Origin of the sequence: Pseudomonas sp. CFBP13508 (genome assembly GCF_005233515.1) — a bacterium.
Taxonomy (GTDB): Bacteria; Pseudomonadota; Gammaproteobacteria; order Pseudomonadales; family Pseudomonadaceae; genus Aquipseudomonas; species Aquipseudomonas mercuritolerans.
Genome location: NZ_QFZZ01000012.1, coordinates 35,783 through 54,581 on the forward strand (window position 1 = coordinate 35,783; position 18,799 = coordinate 54,581).

The 18,799-nt window shown below is 59.7% G+C and carries 17 protein-coding genes; 7 read left to right on the plus strand and 10 right to left on the minus strand.

Features of this window, described 5'->3' with window-relative positions:
* Positions 1-101: 101 nt before the first annotated feature.
* From PspCFBP13508_RS25345 to PspCFBP13508_RS25370, 6 genes are all read left to right on the plus strand, one after another.
* Entirely contained in the window at positions 102-755 is a 654-nt protein-coding gene (locus PspCFBP13508_RS25345) for an ABC transporter ATP-binding protein (RefSeq protein WP_016774109.1), read from the plus strand.
* Complete coding sequence (locus tag PspCFBP13508_RS25350; RefSeq protein ID WP_137216099.1) at positions 752-3,223, plus strand: ABC transporter permease; 2,472 nt, start codon at positions 752-754, stop codon at positions 3,221-3,223. The genes PspCFBP13508_RS25345 and PspCFBP13508_RS25350 overlap by 4 nt, the downstream gene beginning before the upstream one ends.
* Positions 3,213-4,280: a lipocalin-like domain-containing protein gene (locus PspCFBP13508_RS25355; protein ID WP_137216100.1), complete on the plus strand. Its 1,068-nt coding sequence runs from the start codon at positions 3,213-3,215 to the stop codon at positions 4,278-4,280. The genes PspCFBP13508_RS25350 and PspCFBP13508_RS25355 overlap by 11 nt, the downstream gene beginning before the upstream one ends.
* 647 nt (positions 4,281-4,927) lie before the next feature.
* Positions 4,928-5,170: a hypothetical protein gene (locus tag PspCFBP13508_RS25360; protein ID WP_130909480.1), complete on the plus strand. Its 243-nt coding sequence runs from the start codon at positions 4,928-4,930 to the stop codon at positions 5,168-5,170.
* Positions 5,171-5,181: 11 nt separating this feature from the next.
* A complete protein-coding gene (locus PspCFBP13508_RS25365; RefSeq protein ID WP_042609509.1) occupies positions 5,182-5,382 on the plus strand; it encodes a hypothetical protein in 201 nt (66 codons plus the stop codon).
* 86 nt (positions 5,383-5,468) lie between these two features.
* Complete coding sequence (locus PspCFBP13508_RS25370; RefSeq protein WP_130909479.1) at positions 5,469-6,053, plus strand: hypothetical protein; 585 nt, start codon at positions 5,469-5,471, stop codon at positions 6,051-6,053.
* Positions 6,054-6,376: 323 nt separating this feature from the next.
* Here PspCFBP13508_RS25370 and PspCFBP13508_RS25375 read toward each other — a convergent pair whose 3' ends face one another.
* The 10 genes from PspCFBP13508_RS25375 to PspCFBP13508_RS25420 all read right to left on the minus strand — a co-directional run bounded on the left by PspCFBP13508_RS25375 (position 6,377) and on the right by PspCFBP13508_RS25420 (position 17,521).
* Positions 6,377-7,204 carry a glycosyltransferase gene (locus PspCFBP13508_RS25375; RefSeq protein WP_137216138.1) on the minus strand — a complete coding sequence of 276 codons (828 nt, stop codon included), beginning with the start codon at positions 7,202-7,204 and terminating at the stop codon, positions 6,377-6,379.
* 157 nt (positions 7,205-7,361) lie between these two features.
* Complete coding sequence (locus tag PspCFBP13508_RS25380; RefSeq protein ID WP_130911649.1) at positions 7,362-7,859, minus strand: hypothetical protein; 498 nt, start codon at positions 7,857-7,859, stop codon at positions 7,362-7,364.
* Positions 7,860-7,977: 118 nt separating this feature from the next.
* On the minus strand, positions 7,978-8,988 hold the full coding sequence (locus tag PspCFBP13508_RS25385; RefSeq protein WP_241669550.1) for a DUF6708 domain-containing protein: 1,011 nt from the start codon (positions 8,986-8,988) through the stop codon (positions 7,978-7,980).
* A 175-nt stretch (positions 8,989-9,163) separates the two neighbouring features.
* Positions 9,164-9,706, minus strand: coding sequence for a hypothetical protein (locus PspCFBP13508_RS25390; RefSeq protein ID WP_137216101.1), 543 nt, complete (start codon positions 9,704-9,706; stop codon positions 9,164-9,166).
* A 176-nt stretch (positions 9,707-9,882) separates the two neighbouring features.
* On the minus strand, positions 9,883-11,262 hold the full coding sequence (locus PspCFBP13508_RS25395) for a VOC family protein (RefSeq protein WP_137216102.1): 1,380 nt from the start codon (positions 11,260-11,262) through the stop codon (positions 9,883-9,885).
* An 88-nt stretch (positions 11,263-11,350) separates the two neighbouring features.
* Positions 11,351-12,571, minus strand: coding sequence for a glycolate oxidase subunit GlcF (gene glcF, locus PspCFBP13508_RS25400; protein ID WP_137216103.1), 1,221 nt, complete (start codon positions 12,569-12,571; stop codon positions 11,351-11,353).
* Between the two features lie 2 nt (positions 12,572-12,573).
* On the minus strand, positions 12,574-13,623 hold the full coding sequence (gene glcE / locus PspCFBP13508_RS25405) for a glycolate oxidase subunit GlcE (protein ID WP_137216104.1): 1,050 nt from the start codon (positions 13,621-13,623) through the stop codon (positions 12,574-12,576).
* Entirely contained in the window at positions 13,623-15,122 is a 1,500-nt protein-coding gene (gene glcD, locus PspCFBP13508_RS25410) for a glycolate oxidase subunit GlcD (protein ID WP_137216105.1), read from the minus strand. The genes glcE and glcD overlap by 1 nt, the downstream gene beginning before the upstream one ends.
* Entirely contained in the window at positions 15,119-16,045 is a 927-nt protein-coding gene (locus PspCFBP13508_RS25415; RefSeq protein WP_137216106.1) for an alpha/beta fold hydrolase, read from the minus strand. The genes glcD and PspCFBP13508_RS25415 overlap by 4 nt, the downstream gene beginning before the upstream one ends.
* Positions 16,046-16,066: 21 nt before the next feature.
* Positions 16,067-17,521: an NAD(P)/FAD-dependent oxidoreductase gene (locus tag PspCFBP13508_RS25420; protein ID WP_137216107.1), complete on the minus strand. Its 1,455-nt coding sequence runs from the start codon at positions 17,519-17,521 to the stop codon at positions 16,067-16,069.
* A 190-nt stretch (positions 17,522-17,711) separates the two neighbouring features.
* On the opposite strand from PspCFBP13508_RS25420, the gene PspCFBP13508_RS25425 reads away from it, so the two are divergent.
* Positions 17,712-18,785 (plus strand): diguanylate cyclase, encoded by a 1,074-nt coding sequence (locus PspCFBP13508_RS25425; RefSeq protein WP_137216108.1) that lies wholly within the window; start codon positions 17,712-17,714, stop codon positions 18,783-18,785.
* Positions 18,786-18,799: the final 14 nt, after the last annotated feature.

Genomic DNA, 18,799 nt, shown 5'->3' on the forward strand with positions numbered 1-18,799 from the left:
CAGCAGCGTAGGGCGCGTCCCGGCGTTGGCGATGATCATCAGCGGACAAAAACCATTCAGGGCCGCTATCCTAGGCCCAGGTTCACTGATCGGGTTTGCCCATGCTTGAGGTTCGCGACGTTTTCAAAAGCTATGCCACGCCACAGGGATTGTTGCCGGTGCTGCAAGGCGTTGACCTGACGCTGGAGGCCGGTGGCAGCCTGGCGCTGATGGGCGAATCGGGCAGTGGCAAAAGCACGCTGCTGCACCTGGTGGCGGGGCTGGACAAGGTCGACAGCGGCAGCATCCGCAGCGGCGAACATCGCCTGGAAGCCATGAGCGAAGCGCAACTGGCCAACTGGCGGCGTACGGAAATCGGTCTGGTGTTTCAGCAGTTCAACCTGATCGGCAGCCTGCGCGTGGAAGACAATCTGGCCTTTCAGGCGCGCCTCGCCGGGCGCCATGAGCCGCGCTGGCAAGCGCATCTGGTGCAGCGCCTGGGTCTGGGCGATCTGCTCTCGCGGTATCCCGAGCAACTCTCTGGCGGCCAGCAGCAGCGGGTCGCATTGGGCCGAGCATTGGCCTCGCAGCCGAAACTGCTGTTGGCCGATGAACCCACCGGCAGCCTCGATGAAGCGACCAGCGATGAAGTGCTGCGGCTGTTGCTCGAATTGCTCGATGACACGCCGACGACTTTGTTGATGGTCACTCACAGTCAGCGCGTTGCGGCGCGTTTGGCCCAGCGTGTGGTGTTGTCGAACGGGCGGGTTGCCTGATGATCTGGCGGCAAACCCTGCGCGCGCTGCTCAGCCACTGGCGGCGCCATCCCGTGCAGTTTTTCAGTATGCTGACCGGGCTGTGGCTGGCCACTAGTCTGCTCACTGGCGTCGAGGCGCTGAACAGTCAGGCGCGCGACAGCTACGCGCGGGCCAGCCAGATGATCGGCGGCGAACCACAGGCCAGCCTGAGCACGCCGAATGGGGCACTGTTTCCCCAGCGCTGGTTTATCGAGCTGCGCCGTCAGGGCTGGCCGGTGTCACCGGTGTTGCAGGGCCGGCTGACGCTCAAGGGCCACGAAGACCAGCGGATTCAGGTGATGGGCATCGAGCCGGTGTCGCTGCCGTCGGATTCCGCGGTAGCCGGGCAGGCGATGCCGATCGAGCGCATCGTCGAATTTTTCAGCCCGCCGGGCAGCACCTGGATTTCTCCGGACACCCTGCAAATTCTCGGCTTGCGCGAAGGTGATACAGCGCAAACCGTAAACGGCCAGACCCTGCCGCCGCTGCTCGCGCAGAAGGACATGGCACCGGGGTTGTTGCTGGTCGACATCGGCGTAGCGCAACGCCTGCTCGAACAACCTGAGCAACTGTCGCGACTGCTGCTGCCCAAGGACTTTCATCAAGAATTACCAGCGAGTTTCACCGATCGCTTGCAGCTCAAAAGCAGCGGCGAAGAAAACAATCTCGCGCGGCTGACCGAGAGCTTTCATCTCAATCTCGATGCTTTGGGATTTCTCTCGTTTCTGGTCGGCCTGTTCATCGTCCACGCTGCCATCGGTCTTGCTCTGGAACAGCGCCGAGGTTTGCTGCGCACGTTGCGTGCCTGTGGCGTCAGTGCACGAATGCTGATCGCGTGTCTGGTGGTTGAACTGGGTGTGCTGGCGCTGATCGGTGGATTGTTCGGTGTGATCAGCGGCTATTGGCTGGCCAGCGTGCTGCTGCCGGACGTCGCCGCGAGTCTGCGCGGTCTGTATGGCGCGGAAGTGGCGGGGCAGTTGCGCCTGAGCCCCTGGTGGTGGTTCAGCGGCATCGGTCTGAGCCTGCTTGGCGCCTTGCTGGCCGGGGCCAACAGTCTGCTGCGGGCGGCGCGCCTGCCGTTGCTGGCGGTGGCTGATCCGCAGGCGTGGCATCAACAGTATTCGCGGTGGTTGCGCCGACAGGGTTGGCTGGCGACGGCACTGCTTGCGATTGCGCTGGCGGCGCTGATCTGGGGCGACAGCCTGAGCAGCGGCTTCGTGCTCATGGCCGGGTTGTTGCTCGGTGCCGCGCTGGCCTTGCCGGTGCTGCTCAGCGCGTTGTTGAACCCGTTGCTCGGGCGCAGTCGTTCGGTGCTTGGCCAATGGTTTCTCGCTGATTGCCGCCAGCAACTGCCGGCCCTGAGTCTGGCGCTGATGGCGCTGTTGTTGGCGCTCGCCGCCAATATCGGCGCCGGCAGCATGACCGCCGGTTTTCGCCAGACCTTCAACGACTGGCTCGAACAACGCTTGAGCGCCGAGCTGTACATCAACCCGGCCAATCCGGCGCAGGCCCGCGAGATGCACAGTTGGCTCAAGCAGCAGCCCAACGTGACCGCTGTGCTGCCCAACTGGCAAGTCTCGGTGACGCTGCAAGGCTGGCCGGCCGACGTCTACGGCATCATCGATCACTCGTACTATCGCCAGCACTGGCCGTTGCTCGACAGCAGTGGCAGCGATCCGTGGGCCAAACTGGCCACGGATGATGCGGTGATGCTCAGCGAACAACTGGCGCGTCGCCTGAAAGTGAAGCCGGGCGAGCATCTGAACATTCCCACGCCAAACGGCACGTGGTCGCCGCGCATCGTCGGCATCTACGCCGACTACGGCAATCCGAAAGGGCATGTGCTGATCAGCAGTGAGCACCTGTTGCGCGGCTGGCCGCAACTGACGCCGAACCGATTCAATCTGCGCATCGATCCGCCACAGATTCCGGCGCTGCTCAACGCGTTGCAGGCGCGCTTTGAGCTGGACGACAGCCGCATCGTCGATCAGGCGCGGCTCAAGGGCTGGTCGGTGCAAGTGTTCGAACGCACCTTTGCCGCGACGGCGGCGTTGAACAGCCTGACCTTGGCCGTGGCTGGCGTGGCGCTGTTCATCAGCCTGCTGACCCAGAGCCAGAGCCGCCTCAGTCAACTCGCACCGCTGTGGGCGCTGGGCGTGACGCGCAAACAATTGATGCTGCTCAACCTCGGCCAGACCTGGCTGCTCGCCGTATTGACGTTGCTGTTGGCGCTGCCGCTGGGCATTGCTTTGGCATGGTGCCTGGATGCGGTGATCAATGTGCAGGCATTCGGCTGGCGCTTGCCGTTGCGGGTGTTTCCGTTGCAGTTGTTGCAACTGATGGGCTTGGCCTTGCTGGCGACTCTGTTGGCCTCGGCATGGCCCCTGTATTCGTTGTACCGCACGCAACCAGCGGATCTGCTGAGGACGTTTGCCCATGAGGACTAAATGGGTCGTGCTGATGATTGCGCTGCTGCTCGGTGGCTGCGATCAGCCTGCACCCGAGGAGAAGGGTTTTGCCGGCATGGGCGATCAGGCGCAATCCTTCACCCCGGTGGTGCCCGGTCGGGTATTCAGCTTCCCGGCCGATCATGGCGCGCATGATGGTTTTCGCATCGAGTGGTGGTACGTCACCGCCAACCTCAAGGATCAGCAGGACAATGATTTCGGTGTGCAATGGACGCTGTTCCGCAGCGCCCTGAAACCGCTCGCCGAGCAGGCCGGCTGGGGCAATCAGACGATCTGGCTGGGCCACGCGGCGGTCACTTCGCCCTCGGTGCACCACGCCGCCGAGCGCTACGCCCGGGGCGGAGTAGGCCAGGCCGGCGTGCGCCTGGCGCCGTTCGAAGCGTGGATCGATGACTGGATGTTTGCCAGTCAGGCGCAGGATCCGTTGCGCGATATGCAACTCAGTGCTCGTGACAAGAATTTCGCTTATCAACTGCGCCTCACCTCCAGCCGCCCGCTGGTGCTGCAGGGCGACCAGGGTTTCAGCCAGAAATCCGAAGAAGGCCAGGCTTCGTATTACTACAGTCAGCCGTTCTTCCAGGCCAGCGGTACGCTGCAGATCGACGGTCAGACCTATACCGTCAGCGGCCCGGCGTGGCTCGATCGCGAGTGGAGCAGTCAGCCACTCACCGCCAATCAGACGGGCTGGGACTGGTTCTCGCTGCATCTGGACAGCGGCGAACATGTGATGCTTTACCGCATGCGGCAGAAGGACGGCGCGCCTTATCTGACCGGCACCTGGATCGCCGCTGACGGGAAGATTCAGACATTGCACAGCGAGCAGATCAGCCTCGTTCCTCAGGATACGGCCAAGGTGGCTGATCGACCGATGCCGGTGAAATGGTCGATCCGCATTCCCGACAAGAAACTCGATATCAGCGTTGATGCGCTCAATCGCAATGCGTGGATGGATTTGCGTATTCCTTACTGGGAAGGTCCGGTGAAGATTGATGGCAGCCATCCTGGCCAGGGCTATCTGGAAATGACCGGGTATTAACTGCGGCACCGCTTTCTTCCCTGTGGGAGCGAGCCTGCTCGCGAAGGCTTTTTGTCAGGCGATGATTTGTTCTGGTTGGCCGGGTACATATCCGTTGCTGCGGTAACGGCGGCTTAGGGTTTCGCCCTTACGGCGACTTACTTTTTTACAAGCGCCAAAAAAAGTAAGCAAAAAACGCTAGCTCCTGCGTTCGGCCCTCGCAGGCTCGGGTTCCTTCGCTCCGGGACTGATCCGGGCGCAGCGGCTCCGGTTTGCTTCGCTGCACCTCCTTCCGCTGTGTCTGGCTGCGCCAGACGGTCGCTGCGCTCCCACGCCCGGCTCAATCCCTCCGCTCAGCCTTCCGACGTCGCCGGTGGATCTAGATCAAAAGCAGGCGAGCTGAAACTCGACCCAAGGGCGAATGCTCATCGTGTAGGAGCTGCCGAAGGCTGCGATCTTTTGATCTTGATCTTGATCTTGATCTTGTAGGAGTGAGCCTGCTCGCGATGGCTATCTCAAAAAAAACGATGAATAGCAGGTTTACCCGATCCCTGTGGGAGCTGGCTTGCCAGCGATGGCGTCAGCAAGGTCGCCACTAATCAAACCGCTCGGAACTCTCCCTTCGCCAATACGCTCTACCCAGAAACCCGCCATTTTCGGACTCACCCATGAGCGACGACGTGCAACTCCCAGACCTCAACACCTGGCAACGCCTGTTCGACGATCAGACCCTTTGGCAGCAATCGCCCGACGCTCACTATTTCGATCTGCAGCGCATCGCCGACGACCTGCTCGGCCAAGGCGCGATCGATCTTGAGCAATGGCAGTTGCTACGCGCCAAGGCCGACGATTTGCACAAGCAAACGCCTGAGGTCAACGTCGCCCGCGAACTTGACGATCCCGAAGCCTGAGGACTACCGCCGTGAATACAACCGTCAATCAGAACGACAACCCCGACGAACCGCGCCCGGCCGGCGAAACCGAGCGCGACAACGACGCCCTGCGCCCGACCGATCCCAAGCAGCGGCAGGACAGCGGCAAAGGCACCGCAAGCGGCGAATCCACCGCCCAGGAAACCGCCAAGCCACATACCCGCGGCCCACAAACCCAAGTCAAGCCCTGAACAGCGTCTATGCTCACTGGCACGCCCGCTGCTGTAGTTGCTTCGGCGGCGGGCGTCGCCATTTCATCACAGGGAAAGTAATGCATATGAAGCTCGACGCTCTGGCCAAGGCCATCACTCTCGCTACGCTGCTTTCTGCCGCCAGTTTCGGCGCTTTGGCTGCCGATATTCCGTTATCCGCCGCCGTTGAGGCCGATTCCGTTACCACCAAAGTGCTCGCCGTCGATCCGGCCAATCACCAGGTCGTGCTGGAAGGCCCCGAGGGTCGTCAGGTCCACGTTCAGCTCAGCGACAAAGCGAAAAACCTCGCCAATCTCAAGGTGGGCGATTTGGTAAAGATTGAGGTACAGCGGTCTGTCGCCGCTTATCTCGACACCGATGTGGATAAAGGTCTGCCAGGCACCACCGAACGCACCGGCGAACTGCGCAAGGCGCCGGGCAGCGACAACCCGGGCGGTGAGGCCTATCGGCAGGTTCAGGTGCAACTGAAAATCACCAAAATTGATTTGAAGACCAATCAGGTAACCCTCGAAAACCCGTCCGGACAATCGAAGACGCTCGATGTGAAGAAGCCGGAGATTCAAGCCAAATTGAAAGATTTGAAAGTAGGGCAGAGCGTTATTGTCACTTACACCGATATCCTGAAAGTGACTAGTCAGCACGATAGTTGAGTAATCGCTCTACAAGTTGATTGTTCTTGTACAACTTTAGGTATGAGAACAATCATATAAATGTTTTTTGTCGGACAATTCTCGGGGAAAATCGATAAACACAGTTTTTAACTTTTCAGTTCAAAAATTTCATCTTTCTACCTGACGACATATGCATTGGATTGAATTAAAATCCTCCGCGTTCGCCCAGTGTCAGGGCTCTTTACCGGTGCAAGGATTGCCAGGCCGTAACACTGGGCGAACTCCACCACCGTGACAGATGTATGCAAAATCAAAATACAAAAAAGGGCGACTTTGAAGTCGCTCTTTTTTATTGTTTTCGATCATGTCGCAGCTGGCATCCCGGCTTTGGCCTGCTGCCCTTGCAAGCGCTTCAGAGTCTGCTGATACATTTTCGTACGGCGGTGATCCTTGCCGTACGTGCCTGCCGCCGCTACGGTGCCGGCCTGGATGTGATCCAGATAGCGGAAGATTTTCCGCGGCGAGAGAAACCTGACGCCATAGCCCAACCCGACCATTCGATCCTGCAGGGTGTAACCAGGTACCTCCTCATCCATGCAGAAGTGCAAACCCAGCGACTTCATCAGCCGCGCATTCCACAGCGTGCAGAAACTTTTCAGATGCGTTTCCTTATACGGGCGTGGCGGTTTCGAATGCAGCCCGAAATGAACTTTGAGCCGACGAACATGATGTTTGCAGAATCGCGAAGTTAACCGCCAGGTATCTCGCAGCCACCCACGATCAAGTTGCTCAACACAACCCACCGCCGCCATGTCCGCATTTTTCGTGCATTCGCGCATCATCATCGCGAACACTTCCATGTCGTAGACAAAGGTGTCGGTGTGCAGCAGAAACAAGTAATCGGTCTCAACTTGCGCCAAGGCCAGATCCAACGCCTTGCCATGGGCAATATGCCCCATTTCCTTACCCGGCGACGGCCGCTCGATCAGATTGATCCAGTCCAGCGAACGCAGGTAATCAAGGCTGGCATCTGCCGAATCGTTGTCCACCACCCACACTGGAATGCCCTGCGCCTGAACATGCTCGCGCAACAGCTCCAGACACATGCGGGTAATGTCCGGGGTTTTGTAATTTACCAGGACGAGGCTGAAGTTGGATTGCGGCTGGGAGGGTAAATCGAAGGCTTTCATGTCGGAGGGACTCATCCACGGCTCAAGACGACAGGTTGATGAGCCGGGATGCTAGCGGGGGAAGCTTAGGTGAAGCTTAATTTGGCAGGGTCGGACACTGGAGAAATGTGAGGACGTAAAACGGTTGGGATGCGTACCGGATGTAGCCATGCGTTCATCAGGTTGCGAAGTAAAGCTCATCCAGTTGGCGCTTGCGGATTGCCAAGTATTCCTCCCACAAATTGGGAAAGTCCTCATCTCTGGTTAGCGGAAAGGTCAGATAGATGTGTTTTCCGACAACACTGATGTACTGGCGCGCACGTTTGAAAGCGGGCTGCTCGTACAGCGCAAGGGTCTCGTCGTAAGCGTCGTGATGGTGGCGAATCGTTACTCGATGAGGGGCAATCATCCCTCGCGCAAAATCGATCACCCAGTCGCCGTCTATGGCCGTACGCAAATAGCCGTAAACACCATCGACCGACAGCAGGATGCAGGTGTTGGCTTGGTGGCCGTCCTCATCGTTCGCTAGAACAATCTGGTCTGCGAAGTATTTGATCGTCTGGTTATCCGGACCCTGTAGAAGCAAGCTCCAGCCCTCGACGCCCATGCGAAACTCGCCGATGTTTTGAAAGGTTGCGGTCCATCGATTGGCAAGCGTTATCTGACGGGTATTCATGGGGGGTTCAGACTCGAAATTTCCGACTTATGGCGTCGCATAAACCGAAACAAATCGGCTTTACGTTTTAACAGATGTTAAGAATTCAAATAAATAGACGAACGTGGTTGCTCCCATTTCATCCATGTAACCCCGCCGCTTTGCACGCTTCGACGAACGTGGCGCCTTTTTTGTCCATGGCAGTCTTGACCATTTGATTGGCTTTCACCAATGCAGCGCTGGGCTTGGCCCATTGTTCTGGTGGCAACGCCTCAGACCACGTTTGCACTTGCTCCGGAAGGGTAGGCCGCCCTTTGCGATGCGCCCATTCGGCTAGCATGTAAGGCATCTTCCAGAAGCTCAGCACGCGCCACATGTACCAGCGGCGCAATGGCCAGTAGGATTTTTTCGAGTAACCGTAATGCTCGCGCTGCTCGGGCGTCAGTTCGTCGCCACCCTCGTCCAGCGACCCCATCGCGCGTGCGTCTTCGCGTTCGATTTCAAAAGTGTGTAGGCCTTCGTACGGTTTGAGCCGATCACCGGATGGAGTCAAACCCAGTGCCTTGAGCATCGGGTTTGGAGCATCTACCAACTGACCGTCTTCCATGTAATTACGAATTGACGTCCACATCCCTAAAGCATGTGCATCGCTGGGTTGTGGTAGCAGTAGGAATTGCACTTTGTCCTGCTCCTCATCCTCCAGACCCATGCCGAACGTGTACTGGCGAGTAGCGCCATAACTGGTGACGCCCTGAGTGTTGGAGACCCAGGCGACGACGCTTTCCCAAGGTACGATGAGGACGCGGCGGGTTTTGCTGTCGACGTAGCAGACTTCGCGGCGTTGGCGGTTGAAGCGGACGGGGTAGGTTTTTGCTGCTTTAAAGACGCCGGAGAGCATTCCGTATAAGTACGCACCAAGAGGGAGAATAAACAGTAGAGAGCCACTAGCAAAAACCAGTAACGAGTCACCAATTAGGTCGACGAACCTTCGATCTATTCCGTGAGGGCTGAAAAGTACGAGCCAAGCACAGATAAGCACCGGAGCAATGAATGCTGTCGTCAATGCCATCCAAATTCCAGCGGCAAGTATTTTTCCGTGTTCAACCATTCCCCAATTACTTCCACCGAGTTCCAGGAATACTTCGTTCATCCCTGAAAAATTCCGGCGAGAGGATTGAGTTTGTCCTGTATAGACCGGTAATGGCGATAGAAACAAAGTTTCATTCATTCCACGGACGCGGACTTCTCCAGCCCTTGGCCTCTCGCTACGGATGTCCGCTGCGGCTTCAGAAGTAGTGAATTTAGCGCCGCGCTTGAAAAGGCTTTTAAGCATCGATGGTCCCCAAATCTTCTTTTTTAAAAAATATGAATTGGGATTTACTTATGCCAATCGGCAACGAGTCAGCAGAATCAAGCTTAAAGACACCGCGCGTTGGATCGCGCCTATAAGGTGAGCTAACAATATGTAGGTCACGCAGCACAAAGCAGGTTTCGTGCATTACGTCACGTTCAGCTTCCAATTGATAAGCGATGGTCAATGCCAAGGAAAAATCTGTGGTCTGCAATGAGTCACTGATCGGCAAATGAATTGTCAACGCTTCGCTGCCTTTACTGGCTACGACTAATCGACTAATCCAGGTTGTCGTGCACTCCCGCCATCTCAAGGGACAAGGGCCGGGCGCGTAACCCCCTTTCTTTGGAACATCGCGATATTGCTGGTACGCTTTCAATTGCAATTTTCGAGTATCCATTTCCTGCGTGCTAACGCCTGGAATTATAAGCTTCAGATAGGTCTGCTTGGCATCACGAATCATTTCACAAGTAGGTTTTTGCACGACCTTTGCCAGTTCGTTCCATTCGTCCTGCATGCTGCGATTCTTAGTTTTGTTCCCCCAGACGCTGGACTCCATCCATTTTTGCAAGTCGTCCAGAGGCAAAGATTGCCTCATAGCTTCAGATCAAAAGATCGCAGCCTGCGGCAGCTCCTACATTTGGAATGCATTTCCCCTGTAGGAGCTGCCGTAGGCTGCGATCTTTTGATGTTTTAACGCGCGAGTCGGGTCAAACACTCCTCAATCGACCGCCGTTGCGTCTCGGCGTACAACCCCAACTCATCAATGGTCGAACGCCCCAGCGCCTGTTCGAAAGCCTGTCGATTGGAGTGTTCGGCGTAATGCGCCTGTGCGGCATCCCCCAGGTTCGACTGAAAAATCCCCGCTGCGCTCACCGGCAGGAAATCTTCGTACACCAGCGGCTCCGCTTTCACGTAGCCATCGCGCAGCAAGTCCTCCAGGGACGACTCACCAAGTCCTTCAGCGGCCAAACCCTTTTCCGTAGCGAAATAACGAAAGTACGCCAGCCCCTGTTCGCGCATGCCCTCAATGCTGTCAGGAAATTCGGCAAAGTGCTGAGTCATCAGCGCGTTGTAGCGTGCGGCATTGGCTTCGTTGGGGAAGCCGCCCAGTTCATCGCGAGCGGCATTCAACAAGCGGTCATACAGCGCGCGACCCTTGGGTGTCAGAGCTGCGCCGCGTTGTTCGATTTCGCCGAAACGCGCGCTGTGGCTGCCACGGGTTTCGGGTTGATCGGTGAATGCGATCGGCTCGTCCAGCGCCTTGAAACTGGTCTGGCGCAGCAGGATCGGGCAGTTGCGGCGCGGTGGGCCTTCGATTACCGCTTTTGGTGTGATGCCATGGGCAGGCATCTGTTGCTGCACGGTGTCGATGTCCAGCGTACGTGGCGTCAGGTGGTTGATGTGCGGGCCTTTGAATGCGACGACGTCGGCGACCAAGCGGTGCTGAGCGCTGAGTTTCTGGTATTGCGCAGCGCTGACGGTAGCGCTGTGGTGCCAGCGAAAAGTCTCCAGTGCCTGTCGGACGAATTCTGCGGCTTCAGTTTCATTCAAGCCGCCCGCCGTTTCCGCCTGTTCAATCAGGCGCAACGCGGCGTCGGTGAAGATCGCACGACGGGCCAACACCGACTCGGCAAACGAACGCAGTTCAGGATCTTCAATCAGCTCCAGACGCAGCAACGAGGTGAACACACGAAACGGGCTGACCTGTAGCGCCTCTTCATGCACCGCGCGGAACGCTGTCGAATGCACCGGCACACCCGCCGGGGTCAGGTCGTAATAACCCACCGGTTGCATGCCCATCACCGCGAACAAGCGGGCGAGGGTGGCCAGTTCGCTCGCGGTCCCGACGCGGATGGCGCCGTGGCGCTCCATGTCCAGCCGTTCGATTTCGCCGGTGCGCTTGAGCTGTCCGGCAATGTCAGGCTGACGTGCCAGCACTTCGCGGTTGGTTTTCTCCACCAGTTCCATCAGCGCGCCGTACAGCGGCACCTCTTCGCGGTACATGTCGGACATCGCTCGGGAGAAGCGTTGGCGGATCAGGTCGGGGCTGACGAACGGCTGCACGGTCATGAAAAAAATTCCTGCCACGGTCACGGAATGGATGCTGGAAAAGATCGCAGCCTTCGTCCACGTGGGCAAACGAAGAATCCTACGAACTTCATTCTGCCAACGACTGATCCACCAGCTCGATCCAATGCTTGATCGGCGTGCGCCCGGCGCTGGCCAGATGGCTTTGACAGCCCACATTCGAGGTGACGATCAATTCAGGCCGGCCGCTTTCCAGTGCGTTGAGGCGTTGGTCGCGCAGTTGCCGCGCCAGCACCGGTTGCGTCAGCGAGTAGGTGCCCGCCGAGCCGCAGCACAAATGGCCATCCGGTACCGGCGTTAGGTTGAAGCCGAGTCGGGTCAGCACTGCTTCCACGGCGCCGCCGAGTTTCAGCGCGTGCTGCAAAGTGCACGGGCAATGCACGGCGATGCGTCTTTCGCTGGCGGCGCAGACCTGTTCCAGCGGTTCCTGCGCGATGATTTGCACCAGATCCCGAGTCATTTCGCTTATCCGCCGGGCTTTCGACGCGTAGATCGGATCGCCCGCGAGCAAATGCCCGTAATCCTTGATGAATGCGCCACAACCGCTGGCTGTTTGCACGATGGCTTCGGCACCGTTCTGCAGATGCGGCCACCAGGCGTCGATGTTCTGCCGAGCGCGGTCGAGACCTTTGGCCTGCGCGTCGAGGTGATAGTCGAGCGCGCCGCAACACCCGGCCTCGCTTACCGGAGTAACGCTGATGCCCAGGCGATCGAGCACCCGCGCGGTCGCGTCATTGGTGTTCGGCGACAGGCCCGGTTGCACGCAACCTTCGAGCAACAACACCCGGCGCGCATGCCGAGGAGCAGGGCGCAACCCCATGACACCCAAGCGCTGCGGCAATTTGCTTTCCAGCAGGCGCGGCAGCAGCGGTCGAAAGGTCGCGCCCATGCGCAGCAAGCCTCTGAACAGCCCCGGATTCGGCGCCAGCGCGCGCAAGCCTTCGCGCAGCAAGCGCTGGGCGGCCGGGCGCGGCACCGCGCTGTCGACTACCGCGCGGCCGATGTCGAGCAGGTTGTGATAATCGACGCCGGACGGGCAGGTGGTTTCGCAGTTGCGGCACGACAGGCAACGATCCAGATGCAGTTGCGTCTGCTCGGTGGCCGGTGCGCCTTCCAGCACTTGCTTGATCAGATAAATGCGCCCGCGCGGGCCATCGAGTTCATCGCCGAGCAATTGATAGGTCGGGCACGTCGCGTTGCAGAAGCCGCAATGCACGCAGGTGCGCAGGATCTTTTCCGCTTCGCCAGCCCGAGGCAATTTTCGCGATTGCTCGCTGAGGGTGGTTTGCATGGCTAGACCTCCGCGTACATTCGCCCGGGGTTGAACAGCCCTTGCGGGTCGAGTTGCGCCTTGAGTTGCCGGTGGTAACGCAGCAGGGTCGGCGCCAAGGGTTGAAACGGCGAACCCGTGGCGCCGTGGGTGAAGCATGTCGCGTGGCCGCCGAACGACTGGGCGAGGGCATGAATCTCAGTGCTCTCGGATTTCACCCAGCGTTGCGCGCCGGCCCAGTCGATCAGTTGCTCGCCGGGCAGCTCGAGCGGGCCGAGATTGTTCGGCAATGACAGACGCCACAGCGGCAAGCCTTCGTCGAAAAAACTCAGGCGCTGTTCGTTGAGGTCGCGCCAGAAAACCGAGTCCAGCGGCTCGCCGCCGAGGCGTTGATGCGCCGCCGTCACCGAACCTTCGCCACCTTCCAGACGCAGGTACAGGCTCTGGCCATCGTGGCACGCAGCACTAATCGGCAGCGGTTGCTGGCCCCATTCGGCAAGTTTGCTCAAGGCCCGGACGCAGTCGATATCGAGGCGAATGCTCAGGCACTGGCGCGGTTTCGGCAGGACTTTCAGCGACACTTCGGTTAGCACGCCGAGGCAACCGAAACTGCCGGCCATCAGCCGCGACAGGTCATAGCCGGCGACGTTTTTCATCACTTCGCCACCGAAGCGCAGATGTTGACCGAGGCCGGTGATCACCCGCGTGCCGAGAACGAAGTCGCGTACCGAGCCGGACCACGGCCGGCGTGGCCCGGACAACCCTGCGGCGATCATGCCGCCGACCGTGGCGCTGTCGGCAAAGGATGGCGGTTCGCAGGGCAACATTTGCCCGGCGTCATCCAGCGCCGCGAGCAGCTCGGACAACGGCGTGCCGGCGCGCACCGTGACCACCAGTTCGGTCGGGTCGTACTGAACGATGCCGCGATGAGCACGGGTGTCGAGCACTTCGCCGGCCACCTCGCGACCGAGAAACGCCTTGCTGTTGCCGCCCTGAATCTTCAGCGGCGTGGCATTGGCCCGCGCGGCGTCGACCTGATCGAGCAGGGCGTTGGCGGCATCGAAATCAGCCATCAGAATCGCTCCAGCTCGGGGAAGGGCAGTTGCCCGGCGTGAATGTGCATCGCGCCGAATTCGGCGCAGCGATGCAGGGTCGGAATGTTCTTGCCGGGATTGAGCAGGCCCTGCGGATCGAACGCGGCTTTCACCGCATGAAACAGCAGTAACTCGTCGCTGTTGAACTGCGCGCACATCTGATTGATTTTTTCGCGGCCGACGCCGTGCTCGCCGGTGATGCTGCCGCCGACTTTCACGCACAGTTCGAGGATCTTGCCTCCCAGTGCCTCGGCGCGATGCAGCTCCCCCGGCTGGTTGGCGTCGAACAGAATCAGCGGATGCATGTTGCCGTCGCCGGCATGGAACACGTTGGCCACGCGCAAGCCATATTCCTCGCCCAGGCGCGAGATGCCTTGCAGCACCGCGGGCAATTCGCGGCGCGGGATGGTGCCGTCCATGCAGTAATAATCCGGCGACAACCGGCCGATCGCCGGAAACGCGTTTTTGCGCCCGGCCCAGAAACGCACACGCTCGGCCTCGTCCTGGGCCTGGCGCACTTCAGTGGCGCCGGCCGCTGTCATGACTTCCCGTACGCGCTGGCAATCGTCGTGCACGTCGGCTTCGACGCCGTCGAGTTCGCACAACAGAATCGCCTCGGCGTCGACCGGGTAACCGGCGTGGATAAAGTCTTCGGCGGCGCGAATGGCCAGGTTGTCCATCATTTCCAGACCACCCGGAATGATCCCGGCAGCGATGATTGCGGCAACCGCGCGGCCGGCCTTTTCCACTGAATCGAAACCGCCGAGCAGGACCTTGGCGACTTGCGGCTTGGGCAACAACTTCACCGTGACTTCGGTGATGATCCCCAGCAGGCCTTCGGAGCCGGTGAACAAGGCGAGCAGGTCGAAACCGGCTGAATCGAGCGCCTCGGAGCCCAGCGTCAGACGTTCGCCCTCGATGGTCAGCACTTCGATTTTCAGCACGTTATGCACGGTCAGGCCGTACTTGAGGCAATGCACGCCGCCAGCGTTTTCCGCGACGTTACCGCCGATCGAACAGGCGATCTGCGATGACGGATCCGGCGCGTAATACAGGCCGAATGGGGCCGCCGCCTGGGAGATAGCAAGATTGCGCACCCCCGGCTGAACCCGCGCGATACGTGCAGCGGGGTCGATGTGCAGGATGCTGTTGAACCGCGCCATCACCAGCAACAGGCCCTTTTCCAGTGGCAGCGCGCCGCCGGACAATCCCGTACCGGCACCCCGCGCGACCACGGGCACGTTGTTCTGATGGCAGAGTTTCAGCAGGGTTTGCACTTGCTCCAGACGCCGGGGCAGGGCCACCAGCATCGGCGTGGTGCGGTAGGCGGAGAGGCCGTCGCATTCGTAGGGTTTGAGTTCATCCTCGCGCCAGAGGATGTCCAGGTCCGGCAGGGCGTGTTGCAGAGCCTTGAGCAATTCGCCCTTGTTCACCTCGGGCAACGGACCGTCGAGGCGTTCGTCGTAAAGGATGTTCATCTCTGTCGTTCCAGAAATTCCCCGTACAGCCGCGCGGTATTTCCCGGCTGTTCGACCATCGGCATGTGCCCGACGTGATCCCACACATCCACTTCGAGATTGGCGATGCCTTTGCTCCACACCGGCACGCTGCTGACGTCGATCAGGCGATCCTTGCGCCCCCACAGCAACAGCGCCGGGCATTTGATCTCGGCCAGTTTCGGCTCCATCGGCGGGCTGGAGTGGAAGTCGCGGAAGATTTCTTCGAGTTCATCGCGCTGTTGCTCATAGCGCTGGGCGACGGCGTCCAGCACCAGCTTCGGCACCCACGGCGGCGACTCCATGGTCATTGCATAAAAGCGCTGAAACTCTTCGCGCGAGTTGATCAGGAACGGATTGTGCCCGCGCGCCAGATGGCGCTCCATGTCGCTCGGCTCCGGTGCGGTGACGCCGGCCGGGTCGATCAAGGCCAGCGAGGCGATCCGCTCGGGATAGGTCGCCGCCAGCCACGCAGCGATATAGCCGCCCATGGAGTTGCCGATCACATGGACTTTCTCCACGCCGCAGACGTCGAGCAGTTGAATCATGCGTTTGGCCTGAACCGCGATGTCATAACCGCCGCCAGCCTTGAAGCCAGTCTCACCGTGGCCGGCCAGATCCGGAATGATCACCCGATACTGGCGCACGAAGTGCCGGGCGCAGCGCAGCCAGAGGTTTTTGTCGGCGCTGAAGCCGTGCAGCATCAGGATCGCGCTGGACGCCTCGTACGGCCCGCCTTGCCAGGTCGACACGGTCATCTCGGCGATCGGCACTTCGATCTTGTGCAATTTGTACAACCTGGCCTCGCTGGCCATGGCCAGGTCGTACAGCCAATGGCCAACCGCCGGATAACTCAGCCAGCTCCAGGCCACGAAAACCGCGAGTGCGACAAACAGCAAAAGCATCGACGTCTTCCTTTTACGTATTCAGGACAAAATATGGTCGGCCGGTTTCAGCGCCCGGGTCAGCAGGTGATAGCTGAAACTGAAGCCGGGAAACATGGCGATCACATGACCGCTCTTGCTCTGGTACCAACTGTGGCAACCACCGGACTTCCACACCGTGCGCTGCATTTCCCGGTGGATCATTGCAGTGTAGGTACGTTCTGCGTCACGGCGCACTTCGATGCTGCGCAGGCCTTTGGCCCGTACGGTGCGGATGCAGTCGAGGATGTAGTTCATCTGCGATTCGATGATGAACAGCGCCGAAGTGTGGCCAATGCCGGTGTTCGGCCCGGTGACGATAAACAGGTTGGGGAAATCCGGCAGGCTGGTGCCAAGGTAGGCGCGCGGGTATTCGGCCCAGACATCTCTGAGTTGCACCGCGTTTTTGCCGCTGACCGGGTAGGAAATTACCCCGTCGGTGGCGTCGTAACCGGTGGACCAGACGATCAGATCAACTTCGAGATGCTCGCCGCCCACGGTATTGATCCCGCTTTCGTCGATCGAAGCGATGCCGTGCTCGCGACTGTGCAACGTGACGTTGGCGCGGCTCAGCGCCGGGTAGTACGTGCTGGACACCAAAACGCGTTTGCAGCCGATGGTGAAGTCCGGGGTGAGTTTCTGCCGCAGCAGCGGGTCTGGAACCTGACGCTTGAGGAACCGCAGCGCATGTCGCTGGACCAGATGAATCGCCGGTTTCGAGTATTTGAAAGCGATCACCCGGGTTTCGAATTGCCAGTAGATCAGCCAGCGCAGCAGTTTGTATGCCGGTTTCAGGCCAAGCAGCCAGCGCTGGAAATGGCCGAATTTGCGATCGGCACGCGGCAGCACCCAATGCGGCGTGCGTTGGAACACATGCAGCTGTTCGACTTGTGGCGCAATCGCCGGGATCACCTGCGCGGCGCTGGCACCACTGCCGACGATCGCCACGCGTTTACCGCGATAGTCGTAGCTGTGATCCCAGTTATTTGTATGAAAAGTCTTGCCTTGAAAGCGATCCATCCCGGGAAAGTGCGGGATGACCGGCTGACTCAACGGCCCGGAAGCGTTGATCAAAAACTGCGTGTGAAAGATGGCTTTGGCGCGGGTGTGCACCGTCCAGTATTTTTCCGCTTCGTCCCATTCGACGCGCTCGACATCGGCCCCCAGTTCCACGCGCTCGCGCAAACCGAACTGCTCGATTACCTGTTCGGTGTAGCGCTGCAGTTCTGCCTGTTCGGCAAACATCTGCGACCAGCGGTAGGGCGCGAATGACAGCGAATACAGCGGCGACGGCACGTCTACCGCTGCGCCGGGGTAGGTGTTCTGGCACCAGGTGCCGCCGAAGAAGTCGCGTCTTTCCAGAATGCGAAAATCGTCGATCCCGGCCTTGAGCAGGTTGACCGCCGCGCACTGGCCGCCGAAACCGCTGCCGATGATCAACACAGCGTAGGTATGCATGTGCCCCCTTTTTTATAGTTGTTTTTCCATTTCCCCTGTTTCATTTATAGCCAACTCCTGGCCATGTGTGCGGCGCTGATGGCGCTCTATTCAGGCCGCTGGCCGGTGATGGCTATTTAACCGTGCCCTGATAGACTCCGAACACATCCGTGTCGGGGTGTAACCATCGCATCGCGCGGTCGAGGCCCTTATGGGAAATACGCGGGGAAAGGGACTTTCACTGGCCAGGAGGCTGTACAGGTCGCGGGTGTTCGGGCTGCTGCTCGGGCTGATGTGTGTCAGCGTGGCGATGCATGCGCTCGATCCGCCGCTGTGGGTGTGGGGTTTGATGCTGTTCAACGGCCTGGTCTGGCCGCATCTGGCCTTTCAATGGGCGCGCCGTGCGAGCGTGCCGTTTCGCGCCGAACACCGCAACTTGCTGATCGATGCGTTCATGGGCGGCTTCTGGGTCGCTGCCATGCAGTTCAATCCGCTGCCCAGCGCAACCACGATTTCGATGATGGCAATGAACAACGTCGCCATTGGCGGTGGGCGTTTTTTGCTCGCCGGGTCGGCGGCGCAGCTATTGGGCATCGGCGTGGGGCTGGTGGTGTTTGCGCCGGCGTTCATTCCGCCAACAACGCCGCTGCAGCTGTACGCCTGTTTGCCGTTGCTGTTGCTGTATCCGCTGGCGCTGGGCTGGATCTGCTTTCGTCAGGCCTCGACCCTCGGTCGGCACAAGCGCGAGCTGTTGGCGCTGAGTCGCACCGACAGCCTGACCGGCCTGCTCAATCACGGCGCATGGAAGGATCAACTGAACCTCGCGTTCCAGCGCTGCAAACGCCAGCAGCAGGGCGCGGCGATTGCCTTGATCGATATCGACCATTTCAAAGCGATCAATGACACCTATGGCCACGTCGCTGGCGATATCGTCCTGCGCCAGTTGAGCAAACTGCTCAAACACAATCTGCTCGCTACGGACGTGGCCGGGCGCTATGGCGGGGATGAGTTCTGCGTGATCCTGCCGGAACTGCCGCTGTTCAACGCAGCTCAGGCGATGGAGGCCTTGCGCGAGCGTTTCGCCGTGATGGGCTATGAGCAGAACCCTGCGCTGAAGGTCAGTCTGAGCATTGGCCTGGCCGCCTACGACCCGAGCCATGCCGATGCCACGCGTTGGCTGGATGAAGCCGACCAGGCGTTGTACGAAGCCAAGGCGAGTGGGCGCAACCGGGTGATCTGCAACAGCGACAACAAACCGAGGCAGGCGCTGCTGGATTCGGTTTGACGAGTGATCGGAGA

What these genes read in the sequence shown, in the direction of transcription:
- PspCFBP13508_RS25345 (WP_016774109.1), top strand. Translation starts at nt 102, where the DNA reads ATGCTTGAGGTTCGCGACGTTTTCAAAAGCTATGCCACGCCACAGGGA.
- PspCFBP13508_RS25355 (WP_137216100.1), top strand. Translation starts at nt 3,213, where the DNA reads ATGAGGACTAAATGGGTCGTGCTGATGATTGCGCTGCTGCTCGGTGGC.
- PspCFBP13508_RS25360 (WP_130909480.1), top strand. Translation starts at nt 4,928, where the DNA reads ATGAGCGACGACGTGCAACTCCCAGACCTCAACACCTGGCAACGCCTG.
- PspCFBP13508_RS25370 (WP_130909479.1), top strand. Translation starts at nt 5,469, where the DNA reads ATGAAGCTCGACGCTCTGGCCAAGGCCATCACTCTCGCTACGCTGCTT.
- PspCFBP13508_RS25375 (WP_137216138.1), bottom strand. Translation starts at nt 7,204, where the DNA reads ATGAAAGCCTTCGATTTACCCTCCCAGCCGCAATCCAACTTCAGCCTC.
- PspCFBP13508_RS25380 (WP_130911649.1), bottom strand. Translation starts at nt 7,859, where the DNA reads ATGAATACCCGTCAGATAACGCTTGCCAATCGATGGACCGCAACCTTT.
- PspCFBP13508_RS25385 (WP_241669550.1), bottom strand. Translation starts at nt 8,988, where the DNA reads ATGAACGAAGTATTCCTGGAACTCGGTGGAAGTAATTGGGGAATGGTT.
- PspCFBP13508_RS25390 (WP_137216101.1), bottom strand. Translation starts at nt 9,706, where the DNA reads ATGCAGGACGAATGGAACGAACTGGCAAAGGTCGTGCAAAAACCTACT.
- PspCFBP13508_RS25395 (WP_137216102.1), bottom strand. Translation starts at nt 11,262, where the DNA reads ATGACCGTGCAGCCGTTCGTCAGCCCCGACCTGATCCGCCAACGCTTC.
- glcF (WP_137216103.1), bottom strand. Translation starts at nt 12,571, where the DNA reads ATGCAAACCACCCTCAGCGAGCAATCGCGAAAATTGCCTCGGGCTGGC.
- glcE (WP_137216104.1), bottom strand. Translation starts at nt 13,623, where the DNA reads ATGGCTGATTTCGATGCCGCCAACGCCCTGCTCGATCAGGTCGACGCC.
- glcD (WP_137216105.1), bottom strand. Translation starts at nt 15,122, where the DNA reads ATGAACATCCTTTACGACGAACGCCTCGACGGTCCGTTGCCCGAGGTG.
- PspCFBP13508_RS25415 (WP_137216106.1), bottom strand. Translation starts at nt 16,045, where the DNA reads ATGCTTTTGCTGTTTGTCGCACTCGCGGTTTTCGTGGCCTGGAGCTGG.
- PspCFBP13508_RS25420 (WP_137216107.1), bottom strand. Translation starts at nt 17,521, where the DNA reads ATGCATACCTACGCTGTGTTGATCATCGGCAGCGGTTTCGGCGGCCAG.
- PspCFBP13508_RS25425 (WP_137216108.1), top strand. Translation starts at nt 17,712, where the DNA reads ATGGGAAATACGCGGGGAAAGGGACTTTCACTGGCCAGGAGGCTGTAC.